The following is an 18,678-nucleotide window of genomic DNA, read 5'->3' as shown; positions in this document are numbered from 1 at the left end:
ATTTCTTGTCTTTGCACCTCCCAATATTTTATTCATAGACAACAAAAAAACCCTTTGCAAAAATAAACTTACAAAGGATTTACATATTTATATATTCGATAATATTTTCCAATCTCCTGCTTGAGTAGGAATAATTTTTATTTTCCTCTATCTTAGTAAAAAATAGGTCGTTCCAAATTGTGCCAAAGCAGAAAGACGCAATGAATACACTAATAAGCGGTATGGGAATACCCTGCACAGGTACTCTTCGCGCCTCGGTACTTAGCGATTCATGAGCTTTCGGGGCGTCAGCCACGAATTGCCTCATGAGAGCTTTAGTACCGCTAGGCGAGAAAAGTAGCGAGAGCGTGCCTGAAAGGGTACTCCCATATCGCCATATAGAGAATTGATGTATTCGGCAAATCAAGATTTAGCAAAATGAAAAAGTCCCAATTCCATAATCGGTATCAGGACTTTAATTCACTTTATAGATTTATGCGAAAAACTCTCTTAGGCTCCCAGCATTTCCATAGTATGCTCAGCCACCAGTTCCGCAGTCATGCCATCATTAGTAGCCACCCCAGTATCAATAGCAGCCTGCGCCACAGCAGAAGCCACTCTAGGCGCTACCCGCTTATCAAATGGGCTGATAATAATATTATCCTCACTCAGCTCCTCCTCTGGAATCAAGGAAGCAATCGCTGTAGCAGCCGCAATCTTCATCTCAGTATTAATATCCGTAGCTCTTACATCCAAGGCCCCACGGAAAATACCAGGGAACGCCAACAGATTATTTACCTGATTAGGGAAATCAGAGCGGCCAGTGCAAACAATACGAGCTCCAGCCTTCTTAGCCAGCTCAGGCATAATCTCAGGCTCTGGATTAGCCATAGCCATAATAATGGCATCCTTATTCATAGACCTAACCATTTCCTCAGTTACACACTTAGCCACAGAAACACCAATAAACACATCAGCACCCTTGATAACATCCACCAGAGAACCAGCTTCCTTACGCTTATTGGTAATTCTAGCAATATCCTCCTTATAAGGATTCATACCCTCAAGCCGGCCCTCATAGATAGCCCCCTTGGTATCACAGAGAATAATATGCTTAGTCCCTACAGCCTGCAGCAGACGAGTAATCGCCATACCAGCAGCACCAGCACCATTTACCACAACCTTGGCATCCCGGAAACGCTTGCCAATCAGCTTGAAGCCATTCATCAAAGCAGATACTGCAACAACAGCAGTACCATGCTGATCATCATGGAAAACAGGAATATTCATAGTCTCCTTGAGACGAGTCTCAATATCAAAGCACTCAGGAGCCTTAATATCCTCCAGATTGATGCCACCAAAGCCTGGCTCCAGCATCTCTACAGTCTGGCAAATATCATCCACATTGCGGGAATTCAAACAAAGAGGCACGGCATCCACACCGGCAAAACTCTTGAAGAGAACCGCTTTGCCTTCCATTACTGGCAGACCAGCGCCAGCACCAATATTGCCCAAGCCCAATACAGCAGTACCATTAGTTACTACAGCTACCATATTGGATTTGGTTGTATAATCATAAATCTTGTTATAATCATCCTTTATTTCCAGGCATGGCGCAGCAACACCAGGAGTATAGGCCAAAGTCAAATCCTTGGAGGAACCCAAATCCACCTTGCTGACAATTTCCAGCTTACCCTGATTTTCCTTATGCAATTCCAAAGCTGCCTTATCTACGTTGCTCATAATTACCACACCTTCCATACATTTAAGAACCCATATATTTTTTCTATATGTTATATACTACATATCAAATATTGATACGTGCTATATATTGGTTGTTATAATACTACAATCCAGCAATCTTGTCTACTATTTTTTTGACAATTGTTAAATATTTCTGTCAAATCCCCTGTCCATAGACATTTGTACAACAAATTTATTTTTAGGCATTTTCCCTATTCATTACAAAATAAATAAATTTTCACAAGCGATTTATAAAAAATTATTTGGCAAAATACAAAAGGCGCACCCATCATAGGTACGCCTAAAAGCAAATATTTTTCTCAAATTTTTTTATTTGGTGGCAGCGCGAATAATAGCCTCTGCCACCTCTTTGATGGTTTTCCGCTTGGCCATACTATATTGCTGAATCTTCTTAAAGGCCTCCGATTCTGTATATCCATGGGCATCCATCAGAATCCCCTTGGCTCTATCCAAGGTTTTACGCATAGCCAAGGTATCCTTCACCTTGAACAGCTCATCCTCCAGCTCATGCATTTCCTGATAACGGGAAAGAGCCACCTCTATGGCAGGAAAAAGATTACTTTCCTGTACCGGCTTTACCAGATAAGCCAGTACACCAGCCTCTGTAGCCCGCTTAACCATATCAGCCTGACTAAAGGCTGTCAACAGCAGCACAGGAGCTATTTTTTCCTCTGTAATAATCTTGGCCGCAGTAATGCCATCCATCTCAGGCATCTTTACATCAAGAATGCACAAATCAGGCTTGTAGCGACGAGCCAGCTCCACAGCTTTTTTGCCATTAACAGCCTCTCCTACCACCTCATGACCTGCTTCCTCCAGCATTTCTCTGACATCCATGCGGATAACAGATTCATTGTCGGCAATAACAATTTTCAAGGATTTCATCAGTATTCTCCTCCCTCAGGATTCTTCGGTATACTAATTCGAGCACGGGTACCCTGCTGATTATATAGCTCTATCTCTCCTCCCATGTCATCCCTGACCAGAGTGCGGATAATCTGCAAGCCTAGGGAGCGCGTTTTCTCCACATCAAAATCCGGTGGCAGACCACAGCCATTATCATAAAGCTCCAGCACATACCCATCAGCCGACTCTTCGGTATGCAGGCCGATAAGTCCCTGCTGGCGTCCCTCAAAGCCATGCTCAATGGAATTAAGTATCAGCTCATTAATGATTACCGCCAGATTGCTGGCTGTTCTAGAGGGCAGTATCACTTCTGGCCCATCAAAGCTTTGCTCCAATTGAAAATCCCCAGCAATCATATTGGGAGCCACTGTATTAAGGATATTTCGCGTTACCTCCATAACACGAATTTCCTCCGCATCCTGCTGAGACAGAAATTCGTGAACCACGGACATACTGAGAATTCGATTGGTGCTTTCCTGCAAGGCAGACTTTACCTCTGGCACCTTGGAACGGCGGGCTTGCAGCCGCAAAAGGCTGGCTATGGTTTGGAGATTATTTTTGACACGATGATGAATCTCCTGAATAACAGCAGATTTTATCTTTATCTCCCGCTCCTTTTTTCTAAGCTCGGACACATCGGAAAGCAGCATAATCCGTCTTTTTAGCATACCTGCTTCTTCCAGCTTAATATCCCGCTGTACCAGCACAAAATCCCGAATCTGAATTTCCCGCTCATAAGGACGGCTGCTGTCAATGGTTTCCTTGTGGAGCATAGCACTTAGCTCTCTATCCTGCATACGACAGCCCACAAGACTAGCAATACCCAGGGCTCTATAAATTCTATTGGCAGACAGATTGGCAAAGACAATCCTATTGTTGCTATCAGCAATAATAATACCAGTACCAGGACTCATAGGGTGGAACTCATCCTTATCCAAAGGCTTTTTGGCATAATCCAACAGATATAAGGCCGTATCCATCAGCTGATGATAATTGCTGGAATTGGCATAACTATGACCTGTTTCCAGACTTACCACCCCAATAACATCATTGCCACATTTAATGGGCTGTACATACATTTCCAGATTGATACCAAAACGCCATTCCCGCTGGCCTTGGATAAATTTTCCCTTGGCAAAGGCCGCTGCAATCAGTGGCTCCTCCAGAGTAGAAACAAAAGCTCCTTCTCCTGTCAGCTCCACCTCTGAAAAAAAGGTATGAGGCCTGTAGTGCTTCAATACCAGCATCTTGCCCGGTTCCTTGGTTTGCACATAAAGATACAGATAGGCATGAGCCAAATCTGCCACAAAGGGCAGACTTATCTCGATTCTTTTTAAATGCTCAATCTGCATGGCTGTAAGATTGGTTCTTTTGCGACACTGGGATGTAATATTTACGCTGTATGCCTCTCCGCCCTGCTCCATAGTGAATTACCTGTCCTTTACAAATCCTGCAATTCCAGCCCTGGAACTGCGTTGAGATATAAATCGGCAAAATTGCTAGCCAAGGATTGATAATAGCCTCGACAACCAATCATAGCAGCATTGTCCGTGCAAAGAATTTTATCTGGATAGCAGAATCTAATACCAGCCTTCTCCGTAGCAGCCCGTAATCTGCTTTCCAAAGAGCTGTTGGCCGCTACCCCCCCAGCCAATACCAAAGTATTACATCCTACTTCCTTAACAGCACTAAGAGCCTTGGCAATCAGCACCTCAATCACAGTATTCTGGAAAGAAGCAGCCACATCTGCCTTATCTATTTCTATTTTTTTGCATTTCATGCTGTTAAGATAATTCAGCACAGCAGATTTCAGACCGCTAAAGCTAAATTCATAATTGCCCTTTTCCTGCAAGGCCTTAGGGAAATCAATAGCATTAGGATTTCCCTCCTGGGCTAATTTATCAATCTGAGGGCCTCCTGGATATGGCAATCCCATAACTCTGGCTACCTTATCAAAGGCTTCCCCTGCTGCATCGTCTCTGGTCTGTCCCATTAGGCTAAAGGAATTATAATCCTTTACATGCACCAAGGAGGTATGTCCCCCAGATACCACCAAGGCCATAAATGGTGGTTTCAAATCCTGATGGCTGATAAAATTGGCAAAGATATGCCCCTCCAGATGATTTACCCCAATCAAAGGCACATCTAGTGTAAAGGCCAAAGCCTTGGCAGCAGATACTCCTACCAGCAGAGCACCTACCAAGCCAGGGCCATAAGTAACAGCTATCTGGTCAATATCAGCAAGCTCCACGCCAGCCTTGGCCAAAGCCTCATCAATGACAGGCATAATATTAACAATATGCTTGCGGGAGGCAATCTCCGGCACAACACCACCAAATTTCTGATGTATAGGTATCTGAGTTGATATAATATTGGACAAAACCTGCCGCCCTCCTCGCAGAATAGCGGCAGAGGTTTCATCACAGCTTGATTCTATTGCAAGAGTAATTTTCTCGTCCATAATTTCTCCATTTATCTATATTACGCTTCAAAGCTTGGTATTCCACATAATCTCCGCGGCCTCTACAGGATTTGTATAATATTTGGGCCGCTGGCCTACACTGCGAAAGCCCAGGCTGGTATAGAGATTGATAGCCACCGTATTGGAAGGACGAACCTCCAAGGTCATAGAGTCCACCCCCAGAGCCTTTACCCGACTGGTTAGCTCATTCATCAGCCTTCGCCCCAGTCCCTGTCCCTGATAATCAGGATCTACAGCCACATTGGTAATATGGCCCTCATTTGCCAGTACCCAGCAACCTGCATAGGCTACAATCAGATTATCTCTGTCCACATCTCTGGCTATAAGATAGTAGGCATCAGTGTGGGAGGCCTCCTCCCAAAAGGACTGTCTGGACCAGGGCACAGGCATACAAGCCGCCTCCACTCTGGCTACGCCATCAGCATCCTCCTGAACCATGCGGTAAAATTCAATATTTGCCATCCTTATTTCTCAGCCTCATCACTGGTTCCAGTGGCTTCCTTTAGGGCTGCCTGACGCTTTTCCCACAAAACCTCCGCCTCAGAACGACGGATGTAAATAGGCTCCAGATTCATCACAGAATCCACCTTAGCCTGAGCCAATCTGCTTAGCCCCGCCATAGCCACATTGGCAGCTCTAGGCATAACCATATGCTGAGGTGGTATCTGAAAATTAGCAGGTAAATCCTGTCTATTGGCCAGCTTTTTCTGCACCATATCCCCTACAGCCATTACAGTTGTGTCCTGCTGACCACACAGCTCCAGAGCTTCATCCAGGGTATATACCTGCACTGGAGACAGCTCAACTATTTTGCTCTCCTGCCAAGCATAAATTCCACTATATACATTTCCCTTCTGAGCATCTATGAAAGGAATTGTTACTATACCGGGCACAGGATAATGCCAAGCCAACGCTTCTGTAGTAGGCACTCCAATAATAGGAATATTTAGGCCATAGGCAATAGCCTTGGCAGCCCCCAAGCCAATACGCAAACCTGTAAAGGAGCCTGGCCCCAAACTTACGGCTACTGCTTTCAGCTGATTTTTTCCTACACCAGCCATTTTTAGAACCTGTTGAATATGAGGCAGCAATGTTTCCGAATGAGTTAATCTAGTCTGTACTGTCAGCTCCCCAAGGAGCTTTTTTTCATCTGCTACAGCTACACTGGAAACCATAGTGGCTGTATCTATTGCTAAAATTGGCAAAGCGCTTCCATCTCCTTATATACATTTTCTAATTCCTGGCCTACCAGCTCAAAGCGAAGAATTCGCTGCTGTTCCTGCTCCGTTCTCTGAATTTCCAAGGATATGTAATTTTCTGGCAAGCAGTCCATAAATTTCTCAGCCCATTCAATCAATACCAGTCCCTCTGGTTCCTCAACATAATCATAAAAGCCGATTTCCTCCAATTCATACTCCTGCTCTAGTCTGTACAAATCAAAGTGAAAAATGCTGATTCTTCCTTCATATATATTCATCAGGTTAAAGGTGGGACTGGTTACATCCCCCTGCACCCCCAATGCTTTAGCCAAGTTCTGCACAAACAGGGTTTTGCCAGCACCTAAATCACCATTGAGGCAGATTACGGTACCAGGCTGAATAATATCTGCTATTTTTTTTGCCAGCAAAGCTGTTTGCTCAGGACTGGCTGATTTATATTCAAACATAAATTATTCCTGCTGTCAAAATCAGGACAGCAGTTTTACCACCTTTCTCTTTATATCACACATATTAATGGGTGCTGGATCTCCCAGCAAAGCAAATCTATTTTTCACAATATTGTATTTTCTAAATATTTGAAAACCCTTTTTGCCAAAAGCAAACCGATAGTACCTGTTACAATCTGGGGCCAGCTCATCATCAGCAATATCATGCCACTAACAGGTGCTGGCAAATCTATAATATGAATAACCGACAAAGTACCTGCATATAATATTAAGGCTTTGACAAAAGGGCTTAGATACAACAACCTACTCTGTTGCCATCTTCCTGACAACAAAATGTAAACTGCATTGCCCAAAGCTACCACGGGAATCATCAACACCACAGGCAGCTGGCCCTGCATAAAGGCCCCCAATGGCAATATTATACCTATAATACCAGCCCACCGGCTATTGGTACACCAAATACTCAGCACCATGACTGTATTCAAAAGACTGCCTATCAAAAACATATTCACCGGCCCAGGAATCATGGGCATAATCAGGCGAATACTCTGAAAAACCAAGGCTACCGCCAAAAACATAGCCAGCTTTATCCATACCCTCTGCATAAAAATCATCTACCTATTCTATATCCAATATGTATTTTTGTCATCTTAAAATTTTATCACATTGCCTGTATTATAGCAAAATAGTTCCCAAAATTCCCTTGATTTTATCGATAATTATTATCCGTTGATATTTTTTATAATCTTTAAAATATAGAGAAATAAGTAGCATTAAGAAGATAATGAATAATAATCGTCAAATTTCGCTGGATTTCGTGGTTTTCTTTTGAGGGAATTTCCTATATAATAAAGCCATAAGGTTGAGAGACCGAAGGGCAGTACAACATGAGCAAAGGCTGTGACTGTCAGGGACAGTTTAGGAGCTGTTTCATATGGATGAGTAAATTTGTGTGTTATATATTTAGGAGGAAAAGATTATGAAGAAGTTTGTTTGCACCGTTTGTGGTTATGTACATGAGGGAGATACTCCTCCAGCTGAGTGCCCAATCTGCCATGTTGGCGCTGATAAGTTCAAAGAGGTAGAGGGTGAGATGCAGCTGGCTGATGAGCACAAGCTGGGTGTTGCTCAGGGCGTTGATGCAGAAATCGTTCAGGGCCTCCGTGATAACTTCAATGGCGAGTGCTCCGAGGTTGGTATGTACTTGGCTATGAGCCGTGTAGCTGACCGTGAGGGATATCCAGAGGTTGCTGAGGCTTTCAAGCGTTACGCTTTTGAGGAAGCTGAGCATGCAGCTAAGTTTGCTGAGCTGTTAGGCGAGGTACTTACCGATAGCACTGAGAAGAACTTGTCCATGCGTGTAGATGCTGAATTTGGTGCAACCGAAGGCAAGAAGAAGCTGGCTGTTCGTGCTAAGGAATTGAATCTGGATGCTATCCACGATACCGTTCATGAGATGTGCAAAGACGAGGCTCGTCATTGCAAGGGCTTCGCTGGTCTCCTGAAGCGTTATTTCAACAAGTAATTTTCTTTAAGAATATCCCATATTCCCACATATATCCCATTAACAACCTGCTCTGATTAATTTCGGAGCAGGTTGTTTTATTTTGCAGATAATACCTTAGTTTATTTTTAGGCAAAAAAAATTCCTTCGGAACAGCAGCTGCCATCCCGAAGGAATCAATATTTCCCTAGAGAAATAATATTATTTTTGCTTACGCATTTTCTGCATTAGCCAGGCTGTCCAGAATATCTTTATCAGAAGCATCCTCTTCACCCTGATATACTACCTTGATATTGCGGTAGCGGCTCATACCGGTACCAGCTGGAATCAGCTTACCGATAATAACATTTTCCTTCAAGCCGATAAGTGGATCAACCTTGCCCTTGATAGCTGCATCGGTGAGAACACGAGTGGTCTCCTGGAAGGACGCAGCAGACAGGAAGGAATCAGTAGCCAAGGAAGCCTTGGTAATACCCAGCAGAACTGGCTTAGCCACTGCTGGCTCCTTGCCCTCTTCGATAGCCTTGGTATTAGCTGCCTCGAAGATATTGATATCCACCTGATCACCAGGCAGGAACTCAGTACCGCCAGCTTCCTCAATCTTAACCTTGTGGAGCATCTGACGTACCATTACCTCAATATGCTTATCGTTAATGCCTACACCCTGAGACTGGTATACCTTCTGAACTTCATATACAATGTAGCTCTGAGTAGCCTTCATGCCGCAGATATGGAGAATATCATGTGGATTGATGGAACCTTCGGTAATCTTGCCACCAGTCTGAATGTGCTGGCCATCCTTAACTGCCAGATGAGAGCCGAATGGAATAATATATTCACGAGCCTCACCAGATTCAGGCATAACATATACAGTAAAGAGGTTGCCATTCTCCTTGACGGTAACAGTACCCTCAACCTCGGAGATAATAGCATTATGCTTAGGCTTTCTAGCCTCGAACAATTCCTCGACACGAGGCAGACCCTGGGTAATATCGTCGCCGCCTGCGATACCGCCGGAATGGAATGTACGCATGGTCAGCTGAGTACCAGGCTCACCGATGGACTGAGCAGCAATAATACCAACAGTCTCACCTACATTAACCTCGGTATTGTTGGCCAAATCACGACCATAGCACTTGATGCAGACACCGTACTGAGACTTACAGGTCAGTACGCTGCGGATAGATACGCTCTTGCGAACCTTGCAGATCTTCTCTGCCAGATCCTTTTCCACAGTATCGTTAACGGAAGCAATCTTCTCACCAGTAGCAGGATCAATAATATCCTCAGCCAGTACACGGCCCAGAATACGATCTGCCAAAGGCTCGATTACGCGGTTGCCATCAACAATCTCCTCAACGGAAATACCGCGAACATTGTTGTTGCGAACCCGAACTTCCTTGGCATCACTGTTGAGAACAGCCTCGATATATTCCTCAGTAAGCTTAACACCGGCAGGAATAATCTCATTGCCCATGCTGTCAACAACATCGGCAGTAACTTCCTTGCCCAGCATCTGATCCATCATAGCCTTGCGGATAGATGCACGAACATTTTCTTCTGGTGCACCCAGCTGTACAGTCTCGGTAACAGAGGAGCTACCAACGATGGTATCATTGTTGTCGGACTGGCCACGGAGAACCAGCTCAGATACACCAGCCTCTCCTACCAGCTCCATGTCCTCAGCGGTAAGCTCAGTACCAGTTTCCAGAATAATCTCACCAGTCTCAGGGCTGATAACATCCTGAGCCAGCAGACGACCTGCCAAGGAATCAGTCAAAACCTTAACTGCATCTGCAGCAGTCTCAGCCAGCTTAGCACGCTCACGAACCAGATTAATGCCTACAACATCACAGTCATCCTCACGAACGATTACATCCTGAGCAACATCTACCAAACGACGAGTCAAATAACCAGAGTCTGCGGTACGCAGTGCAGTATCCGCCAAACCCTTTCTAGCACCATGGGAAGAAATAAAGTAATCGGATACGGACAGACCTTCACGGAAGTTAGCAGTAATAGGAATCTCAATGGTTTTACCAGATGGATCCGCCATCAGACCACGCATACCTGCCAGCTGACGCATCTGAGACTTATTACCGCGGGCACCAGAGTCAGCCATCATGTAGATTGGATTGAATGGGTCATTAATCTCGTAGTTGTCATACATTTCATCAGCAACGTCCTCAGTAGCCTTGTTCCATACGGCGCAGACCTTCTTATAACGCTCATCATCAGTAATCAAACCACGGGAGAACTGACGCTCAGTCTTGGTAACCTGAGCCTGAGCTGCTTCCAGAATATCCTTCTTCTTAGGAGGAACAGTAATATCGGAAATAGCTACAGTCATACCTGCAATACATGCATAGTGATAGCCAAGATTCTTTACGCCATCAATAACCTCGGCAGTACGGCTGGCTCCCAGTTCATCAAAGCACTTAGCAACCAGCTTGCCCAGCTGCTTCTTGTTCATCAGAACACCCAGGGACCACTTGCCAGTTTCCTTATCCTGCTCGTAAGAACGAACCTGTGGAGGCAGAATCTCGTTGAAGATCATGCGGCCCAGAGAGGTAGTAACCAAGCCATAATCCTTGGTAGTACCATCTTCCTGCTTCTCCACAATCTTAACCTGAATCTCAGCCTGAATATCCAGCTCCTGATGCTGATACGCCAGCAGAGCTTCATCAATACCGGTGAAAATCTTGCCCTCACCAATAACTGGATGCTCTGGAGAGGATTTGCGCAGCTTGGTCAGGTAGTAAGCACCCAAAATCATATCCTGGGAAGGAACGATAATAGGGCTGCCATCCTTTGGTGCCAAAATGTGGTTAGCTGCCAGCATCAAGACACGAGCCTCAGCCTGAGCTTCAGCAGACAATGGCAGATGGATAGCCATCTGGTCACCATCGAAGTCCGCGTTGTATGCAGAGCAAGCCAATGGATGGAGCTTCAAGGCACGTCCCTCAGTGAGGACTGGCTCAAAGGCCTGAATACCCAGACGATGCAGGGTAGGTGCACGGTTCAGGAGCACTGGATGCTGCTTAATAACATCCTCAAGAACATCCCATACTTCTTCCTGGGCACGCTCAACCATACGCTTAGCGTTCTTGATATTGTGAGCAATCTTCTCACTAACCAGCTTCTTCATAACAAATGGCTTGAAGAGCTCCAAAGCCATTTCCTTTGGCAGACCGCACTGATGGAGCTTCAGCTCAGGGCCTACAACGATAACGGAACGTCCAGAGTAGTCAACACGCTTACCCAGCAGGTTCTGACGGAAACGTCCCTGCTTACCCTTAAGCATGTCAGACAAGGACTTCAGAGGACGATTGCCAGGACCGGTTACAGGACGGCCACGACGACCATTATCAATCAGAGCATCTACAGCCTCCTGCAGCATACGCTTCTCGTTGCGGACAATAATGTCTGGAGCACGAAGTTCAAGCAAACGCTTCAAGCGATTGTTTCTGTTAATGACACGACGATACAGATCGTTCAGATCAGAGGTAGCAAAACGGCCACCATCCAGCTGAACCATTGGGCGCAGCTCTGGAGGAATAACTGGAACTACATCCATAATCATCCAGGATGGCTTGTTGCCGGAGCGTCTGAAGGCCTCAACAACCTCCAGACGACGGATAGCACGAATACGGCGCTGCTGGCTGGCTACATGCTTCAACTCGTCAGTCAGCTCCTTGTGCAGGACATCCAGACCATTTTTCATGTCCTCAGTCTGCTGTTCCTCTGGCAAATCTGCCTCCAGCTCAACCAAAAGCTCCTTGATAGCCTCGGCACCCATGCCTACTACAAAATCACGACCGTAGTCCTCACGAGCCTTGCGATACTCCAGCTCAGACAAAAGCTGCTTCTTGGAAAGAGGAGTATCCTTTGGATCCAGAACAATGTAGGAAGCAAAGTAGAGAACCTTCTCCATAGCCCGTGGTGGAATATCCAGAATCAAGCCCATACGGCTTGGGATACCCTTGAAATACCAAATATGAGATACAGGAGCTGCCAACTCAATATGGCCCATACGCTCACGGCGTACCTTGGAGCGAGTGACCTCAACACCACAGCGATCGCAGATAGTACCCTTATGACGGATACGCTTGTACTTACCGCAATGACATTCCCAATCACGAGTTGGTCCAAAAATTTTCTCGCAGAAAAGACCGTCCTTCTCTGGCTTCAAAGTACGATAGTTAATAGTCTCTGGTTTCAGTACCTCGCCATGAGACCACTCACGAATCTTGTCAGGAGAGGCCAGGCCTATGCGCATTGAATCAAAGTTATTTACATCCAACAAGGAGGTGTCACTTCCCTTCCATTATTCTTCAGTATTATCATCATCGGACAGGAACATATCCATGTCCTCGTCATCATCTGCTGGTTCAACATCATCGCCGCCAATATCAGCAATAATATCACCATCAAAGCTGTCATCATCTTCATCGGACTGAGATGGCTCGTCATAATCGCTAGCATATTCATCGCTTTCATTAGCTCTGCCGCTATCATCTACAGAAGCCATATCTGCCTCACGAACTACGTCCTTGATGCTGATGTCATCATCATCATCATCCTGAACCATAATCTCGTTGGCATTCTCATCCTGTACCTTAATATCAAGGCCGATGGACTGCAATTCCTTGATCAGAACCTTGAAGGACTCTGGTACACCAGGCTCAGGGATATTCTCGCCCTTAACAATAGCCTCATAGGTCTTAACACGGCCTACAACATCATCGGACTTAACAGTCAGAATCTCCTGCAGAGTGTAAGCAGCACCATATGCCTCCAGTGCCCAAACCTCCATCTCACCGAAACGCTGGCCGCCGAACTGAGCTTTACCACCCAGTGGCTGCTGAGTAACCAGAGAGTATGGACCTACGGAACGGGCATGAATCTTATCATCAACCAAATGATGCAGCTTCAGCATGTATACGCAGCCTACAGTTACTTTATTCTTAAATGGCTCACCGGTACGTCCATCATAGAGGACAGTCTTGGCGGTTGGGTCCATGCCAGAAGCACGAATAGTATCAAATACATCGTTCTCACGAGCACCATCAAATACAGGAGTAGCAATATGAATACCTGCCACATCTGGCTTTGGCATACCATACTGATCAAAGTCATAGCCAATAGCCCGGAGACGTCTTTCAACGGTAGGATCTCCTTCCTTAATCTGAGTGCCCAGATTGCGGATAGCCATACCCAGATGAGTCTCCAGAATCTGACCAATGTTCATACGAGAAGGCACGCCCAATGGGTTCAATACAATATCCACTGGAGTACCGTCTGGCAGGAACGGCATATCCTCTTCACGCATAATGCGGGAAACTACACCCTTGTTACCATGACGACCGGACATCTTATCACCAACAGAAATCTTACGCTTCTGGGCAATGTAGACACGAATCATCTTATTTACACCAGGGTTCAGCTCATCATTATTCTCACGGCTGTAAATCTTAACATCTACAACCTTACCAGCCTCACCATGAGGAACCTTCAAAGAAGTATCACGAACCTCACGAGCCTTCTCACCAAAGATAGCCCGCAGGAGGCGCTCCTCAGCAGACAGCTCAGTCTCACCCTTTGGTGTAACCTTGCCTACCAGAATATCACCAGTACGCACATCGGCACCCTTGCGAATAATACCATATTCATCCAAATCCTTCAGGCTTTCGTCGGAAACATTTGGAATATCACGGGTAATTTCCTCTGGTCCAAGCTTGGTATCACGAGCCTCACAATCATATTCCTCAATATGAATGGAGGTATAAATATCACGCTTAATCAGGTTTTCACTAAGAAGAATAGCATCCTCGTAGTTGTAACCTTCCCAAGGCATGTAGGCTACGATAATGTTATAGCCCAAAGCCAGCTCGCCGTGGTCAGTAGAAGGACCGTCAGCGATTGGCTGATTTGCTTCTACCTCGTCACCCTTAAATACGATAGGCAGCTGGTTAATGCAGGTACCCTGGTTGGAACGAAGGAACTTCTGCAGCTTGTATTCATCACGCTTGCCATCAGCAGTACGAACTACAATATTATCAGCAGTTACAGTTTCAACCACACCGGCATGCTTAGCCAGAATCATAACACCGGAGTCACAGGCAGCCTTGTACTCCATACCAGTACCAACCAAAGGAGCCTGAGTACGGAGCAACGGTACAGCCTGACGCTGCATGTTTGCACCCATCAGCGCACGGTTAGCATCATCGTTTTCCAGGAATGGAATCATAGCTGTTGCAATGGATACAACCTGCTTTGGTGATACGTCCATGTAGTCAACCTTTTCACGGCGAACCTCAGTGGTCTCCTCGTGAATACGAGCAACTACACGCTCATTCTCGAACCAATCATGATCATCAAGAGGCTCGTTGGCCTGAGCAATAATCAGGCTGTCCTCTTCATCAGCAGTCAAATATCTTACATCATCAGTAACCCGCTTGTTTTCCTTATCCACCCGGCGATAAGGAGTCTCCATAAAGCCAAAGCGGTTGATTCTTGCATAGTTGGACAAGGAACCAATCAAACCGATGTTAGGACCTTCTGGTGTCTCGATAGGACACATACGGCCGTAATGAGAGTTGTGTACATCTCGAACCTCGAAGCCTGCACGCTCACGGGACAAACCGCCAGGGCCAAGGGCAGACAGACGCCGCTTATGAGTCAGCTCAGCCAGTGGGTTATGCTGATCCATGAACTGGGACAGCTGGGAGGAACCAAAGAATTCCTTGATAGCTGCCACAACAGGACGAATATTAATCAAGGTAGAAGGATTGGTTACATCCTCCTGCATGGACATGCGCTCCTTGACTACCCGCTCCATACGGGAAAGGCCAATGCGGAACTGGTTCTGCAGCAGCTCGCCTACAGAGCGAACACGACGGTTGCCCAAATGGTCAATATCATCAGTCTTGCCTACACCGTGCATCAAATTCAGCAGATAGCTGATGGAAGCAAGAATATCGTTAATAGCAATGGTACGCTGACGATATTCCAAGGTTGGGGAACAAATCATCTGGAGAGAACCACCCTCATCATTGCTCTTAACATGAAGAACGATGGCATTGCCCTCACCAAAGATTGCCTGCTCCTGCTCAGTGGTAATATTTTCCAGCATATCTGCATCAATCAGGGTATCAGCAGGAACCAGAATCTCACCAGTTTCCTTATCCAGCAGAGGCTCTGCCAGAATCTGGCCCTGAATACGACGCTTCCAGCCCAGCTTCTTGGTCAGCTTGTAACGACCTACAGTTGCCAAATCATAACGCTTAGCATCAAAGAACAGGCTGCGGAGCATCTGATGAGCATTATCTACGTTGAAAGGCTCACCAGGACGAATACGACGATAAATCTCCTCCAAAGCGTCAGCACCAGTAGCGGTATTATCGCGCTCCAAAGTGGATCTAATAGCATCATCGTTATCGAAGAGTGCCAAAATTTCCTCATTGCTGCCAAATACCAGATTGGTAGTGCCTACATTGAGGTGGTCATCATTACGGCCCTGCATAGTTGGTACAGTGCCGTCGGAAGCAGCCAGCTCAGCCAGACGCAGCTTCTCCTGCTGATTGATATAGTTCAAAGCACGGAGGAATACAGTTACAGGCAGCTTACGGGTACGGTCGATACGAACAGAAATTACATCATTAGCATCGGTTTCCAGCTCAATCCAGGCACCACGGTTTGGAATCACAGTGGAGTTGAAGAGGGACTTACCAGACTGGTCTACAGTAACGCCATAATAAGCGCCTGGAGAACGTACAAGCTGGCTGACAATAACACGCTCAGCACCATTAATAATAAAGGTACCAGAAGCAGTCATCAGAGGGAAATCCCCCATGAATACCTCAGAATCCTGGAAGATACCAGTGGTTCTGTCCAAAAGGCGAACCTTGACACGCAATGGAGCTGCATAAGTAGCATCTCTTTCCTTGCTTTCATCAAGGCTATACTTAGGCTCTCCCAGCTCATAGTCCAGCAGGGAAAGGCTTACCTTGCCCTGAAAATCTGAGATTGGAGAAATATCCTGGAAAATCTCCATAAGGCCCTCGCCCTTGGTGTTATTTTCCCAGTCACCGATAAACCACTCATAGGACTTTCTCTGAATGTCCAGCAAATGTGGCATCTCCATGACTTCTTTAATCTTTGCATAGCTATACCTGGTTCGTTTGCCCACGGGCACAGGATGAAACATTAAAAACTTCACTCCTTAGCAAAAAATACTGAAAACAACAAAAATCCGTACATGAAAATAGAATGGAATCACAACACCCCTTCATGGGCTAAAACCACACGGCGCGTTGCCAAAAGGACTACTCCCTTCTGATGACTCCATTTGAAAATGCACGAATTAATTTCTCTATTAGTAGCATTTAATTATACATCGTAAATATATTACTTGTCAAGAAAAAAGACCGTCCCTTGCGGAACGGTCTTGAAAATTTCAGTTGAAATTTTAGGCTTGAAGCAAAAATTACTTCAACTCTACAGTTGCACCAGCAGCCTCGAGCTTGCCCTTCAGATCCTCAGCGTCAGCCTTGGATACGCCTTCCTTTACAGGAGCAGGAGCGCCATCAACCAGAGCCTTAGCTTCCTTCAGGCCGAGACCAGTAGCCTCACGAACAGCCTTGATTACGTTGATCTTGCTTGCGCCAGCGTCCTTCAGAACTACATCGAACTCGGACTTCTCAGCAGCAGCGCCGCCAGCAGCAGGAGCAGCAGCAGCAACAGCTACAGGAGCAGCAGCGGATACGCCGAACTTCTCCTCAGCAGCCTTTACGAGCTCGGACAGCTCCAGAACAGTCAGGTTACCAATTGCCTCTAAAATCTCTTCGTTAGTCATTTTAAAATCCTCCGTATAATCATTAATTAATTTTCGAAAATATATTAAGCAGCCAAAGCAGCTATCTGCCAATTATGCAGATGCCTGCTCCTCCTTCTGCTTACGAACTGCATCAAGCACAGTAACGATACTGCGGAGCATAGAACCCATAACGCCAACGGTGTTGGACAGTGGAGCCTGAATGCTGCCCAGCAGCTTGCCCAGAAGAACCTCGCGGGATGGCAGAGAAGCGATAGCCTTAACCTCGTCAGCGGTTACAACCTGACCCTCTACAATACCAGCCTTGATGGTCAGGATACCCTGATCCTCCAGGTTGTTCTTCTTCATGAACTCGCTAATAACCTTTGCAGGTGCAACTGCATCCTCTGCAGATACAGCCAGAGCAGTGGTACCCTCCAAATGAGATACCAGATCCTCCATACCAGCCTCGGTAGCTGCAATACGAGTCATTGTGTTCTTAACTACATGGTAATTTACACCAGCCTTACGCAGCTCGGAACGCAGCTCAGTATCCTGAGCAACAGTCAAGCCCTTGTAGGAAACCAATACGGCACCCTTTGCGCTAGTGAGTTTGTCCTTTAATTCAGCAACAATTGCTTTTTTCTTTTCAGTAACAGCCATGAATACACCTCCTCTCAAATTTTAAGAGCAAAAACGGCCTCCGGCTGATTTACCGGAGGCCGCAGTGTTTCATGCTTAACCATCCGGCCTCGGCAGGCGTTTCCTTTATGGATTTCAGTAATCTAAAATCCTACCTGCTGTCTACAGCCATAGACTATTTTATTATACAGCCCGCAAAATGTCAAATATTATGCGTGAACTACTGGAACGCCAGGGCCCATAGTAGCGCTGACAGTTACAGAGCGGATATACTGACCTTTTGCAGCAGCCGGTTTTACTCTAATTAAAGTATCCATCAGTGCGTTAAAGTTAGCAACCAGCTTCTCTGCATCGAAAGAAGCCTTGCCGATAGGGCAATGTACATTACCAGCCTTATCGGTACGGTACTCAACCTTACCAGCCTTAATCTCACTGATAGCCTTAGTCAGGTCCATAGTAACAGTACCCAACTTAGGGTTCGGCATCAAGCCACGAGGACCGAGGATCTTACCAATACGACCTACGGTACCCATCATATCAGGGGTAGCAACAGCTACATCAAAATCGGTCCAACCGCCCTGAATCTTTGCTACGATTTCATCGGAGCCAACGAAGTCTGCGCCAGCGGCCTCAGCCTCGTCTACCTTTGCACCCTTGGCAAATACCAATACACGCTTGGACTTACCAGTGCCATGTGGCAGCACCATTGCGCCACGAACCTGCTGATCAGCGTACTTAGGATCTACACCCAGACGCACATGAAGCTCAATGGTCTCGTCGAACTTTGCAGTTGCAGTCTTCTTTACGAGCTCAATAGCCTCTTCAACAGTATAAACCTTGCCAGTCTCAAGAAGCTTTACAGCGTCCTGATACTTCTTACCTGCTTTTGCCATGAAAAAATTCTCCCTTCGTGGTAATAA

General features: G+C 46.0%; 14 protein-coding genes and 1 other annotated feature. Of the genes, 1 reads left to right on the top strand and 13 read right to left on the bottom strand.

Annotated elements, in window-relative coordinates; genetic code table 11:
* Window positions 1-489: 489 nt before the first annotated feature.
* The 8 genes from I6E26_RS04395 to I6E26_RS04360 form a co-directional block, all read right to left on the bottom strand.
* Entirely contained in the window at window positions 490-1,725 is a 1,236-nt protein-coding gene (locus I6E26_RS04395) for an NAD(P)-dependent malic enzyme (RefSeq protein ID WP_419179906.1), read from the bottom strand.
* A 327-nt stretch (window positions 1,726-2,052) separates the two neighbouring features.
* Window positions 2,053-2,628 carry an ANTAR domain-containing response regulator gene (locus tag I6E26_RS04390; RefSeq protein WP_235320646.1) on the bottom strand — a complete coding sequence of 192 codons (576 nt, stop codon included), beginning with the start codon at window positions 2,626-2,628 and terminating at the stop codon, window positions 2,053-2,055.
* Window positions 2,628-4,073, bottom strand: a complete 1,446-nt coding sequence (locus I6E26_RS04385; RefSeq protein ID WP_235320645.1) for a histidine kinase N-terminal domain-containing protein — start codon at window positions 4,071-4,073, stop codon at window positions 2,628-2,630. The genes I6E26_RS04390 and I6E26_RS04385 overlap by 1 nt, the downstream gene beginning before the upstream one ends.
* Window positions 4,074-4,090: 17 nt before the next feature.
* Complete coding sequence (gene tsaD / locus I6E26_RS04380; protein ID WP_235320643.1) at window positions 4,091-5,110, bottom strand: tRNA (adenosine(37)-N6)-threonylcarbamoyltransferase complex transferase subunit TsaD; 1,020 nt, start codon at window positions 5,108-5,110, stop codon at window positions 4,091-4,093.
* A gap of 27 nt (window positions 5,111-5,137) precedes the next feature.
* The gene (gene rimI / locus I6E26_RS04375) at window positions 5,138-5,593 is read right to left on the bottom strand and encodes a ribosomal protein S18-alanine N-acetyltransferase (protein WP_235320641.1); all 456 of its coding nucleotides are present in this window, start codon (window positions 5,591-5,593) and stop codon (window positions 5,138-5,140) included.
* A 2-nt stretch (window positions 5,594-5,595) separates the two neighbouring features.
* A complete protein-coding gene (gene tsaB, locus I6E26_RS04370; RefSeq protein ID WP_235320639.1) occupies window positions 5,596-6,336 on the bottom strand; it encodes a tRNA (adenosine(37)-N6)-threonylcarbamoyltransferase complex dimerization subunit type 1 TsaB in 741 nt (246 codons plus the stop codon).
* The gene (gene tsaE / locus I6E26_RS04365; protein WP_235320637.1) at window positions 6,324-6,797 is read right to left on the bottom strand and encodes a tRNA (adenosine(37)-N6)-threonylcarbamoyltransferase complex ATPase subunit type 1 TsaE; all 474 of its coding nucleotides are present in this window, start codon (window positions 6,795-6,797) and stop codon (window positions 6,324-6,326) included. The genes tsaB and tsaE overlap by 13 nt, the downstream gene beginning before the upstream one ends.
* 104 nt (window positions 6,798-6,901) lie before the next feature.
* The gene (locus I6E26_RS04360) at window positions 6,902-7,402 is read right to left on the bottom strand and encodes a hypothetical protein (RefSeq protein WP_235320636.1); all 501 of its coding nucleotides are present in this window, start codon (window positions 7,400-7,402) and stop codon (window positions 6,902-6,904) included.
* A gap of 374 nt (window positions 7,403-7,776) precedes the next feature.
* Here I6E26_RS04360 and I6E26_RS04355 point away from each other — a divergent pair, with 374 nt between their 5' ends.
* Window positions 7,777-8,322: an NADH peroxidase gene (locus I6E26_RS04355; protein ID WP_235320635.1), complete on the top strand. Its 546-nt coding sequence runs from the start codon at window positions 7,777-7,779 to the stop codon at window positions 8,320-8,322.
* A 190-nt stretch (window positions 8,323-8,512) separates the two neighbouring features.
* On the opposite strand, the gene rpoC is transcribed toward I6E26_RS04355, so the two are convergent.
* The 5 genes from rpoC to rplA all read right to left on the bottom strand — a co-directional run bounded on the left by rpoC (window position 8,513) and on the right by rplA (window position 18,651).
* Window positions 8,513-12,607 (bottom strand): DNA-directed RNA polymerase subunit beta', encoded by a 4,095-nt coding sequence (gene rpoC, locus I6E26_RS04350; protein WP_235320633.1) that lies wholly within the window; start codon window positions 12,605-12,607, stop codon window positions 8,513-8,515.
* A gap of 21 nt (window positions 12,608-12,628) precedes the next feature.
* Complete coding sequence (gene rpoB / locus I6E26_RS04345; protein WP_235320632.1) at window positions 12,629-16,510, bottom strand: DNA-directed RNA polymerase subunit beta; 3,882 nt, start codon at window positions 16,508-16,510, stop codon at window positions 12,629-12,631.
* A gap of 279 nt (window positions 16,511-16,789) precedes the next feature.
* The gene (gene rplL, locus I6E26_RS04340; RefSeq protein WP_235320631.1) at window positions 16,790-17,158 is read right to left on the bottom strand and encodes a 50S ribosomal protein L7/L12; all 369 of its coding nucleotides are present in this window, start codon (window positions 17,156-17,158) and stop codon (window positions 16,790-16,792) included.
* A gap of 72 nt (window positions 17,159-17,230) precedes the next feature.
* Window positions 17,231-17,779, bottom strand: a complete 549-nt coding sequence (rplJ, locus tag I6E26_RS04335) for a 50S ribosomal protein L10 (RefSeq protein WP_235320629.1) — start codon at window positions 17,777-17,779, stop codon at window positions 17,231-17,233.
* Between the two features lie 19 nt (window positions 17,780-17,798).
* Window positions 17,799-17,944: a sequence feature (ribosomal protein L10 leader region), on the bottom strand.
* 23 nt (window positions 17,945-17,967) lie between these two features.
* Window positions 17,968-18,651 carry a 50S ribosomal protein L1 gene (gene rplA / locus I6E26_RS04330; protein WP_235320627.1) on the bottom strand — a complete coding sequence of 228 codons (684 nt, stop codon included), beginning with the start codon at window positions 18,649-18,651 and terminating at the stop codon, window positions 17,968-17,970.
* Window positions 18,652-18,678 lie beyond the last annotated feature (27 nt).

It is taken from the genome of Anaerovibrio lipolyticus (assembly GCF_021531495.1).
Classification (GTDB): Bacteria; Bacillota; Negativicutes; order Selenomonadales; family Selenomonadaceae; genus Anaerovibrio.
Note: the sequence above shows the minus strand (reverse complement) of the source record. Positions and strands in the feature narration are given on the sequence as shown.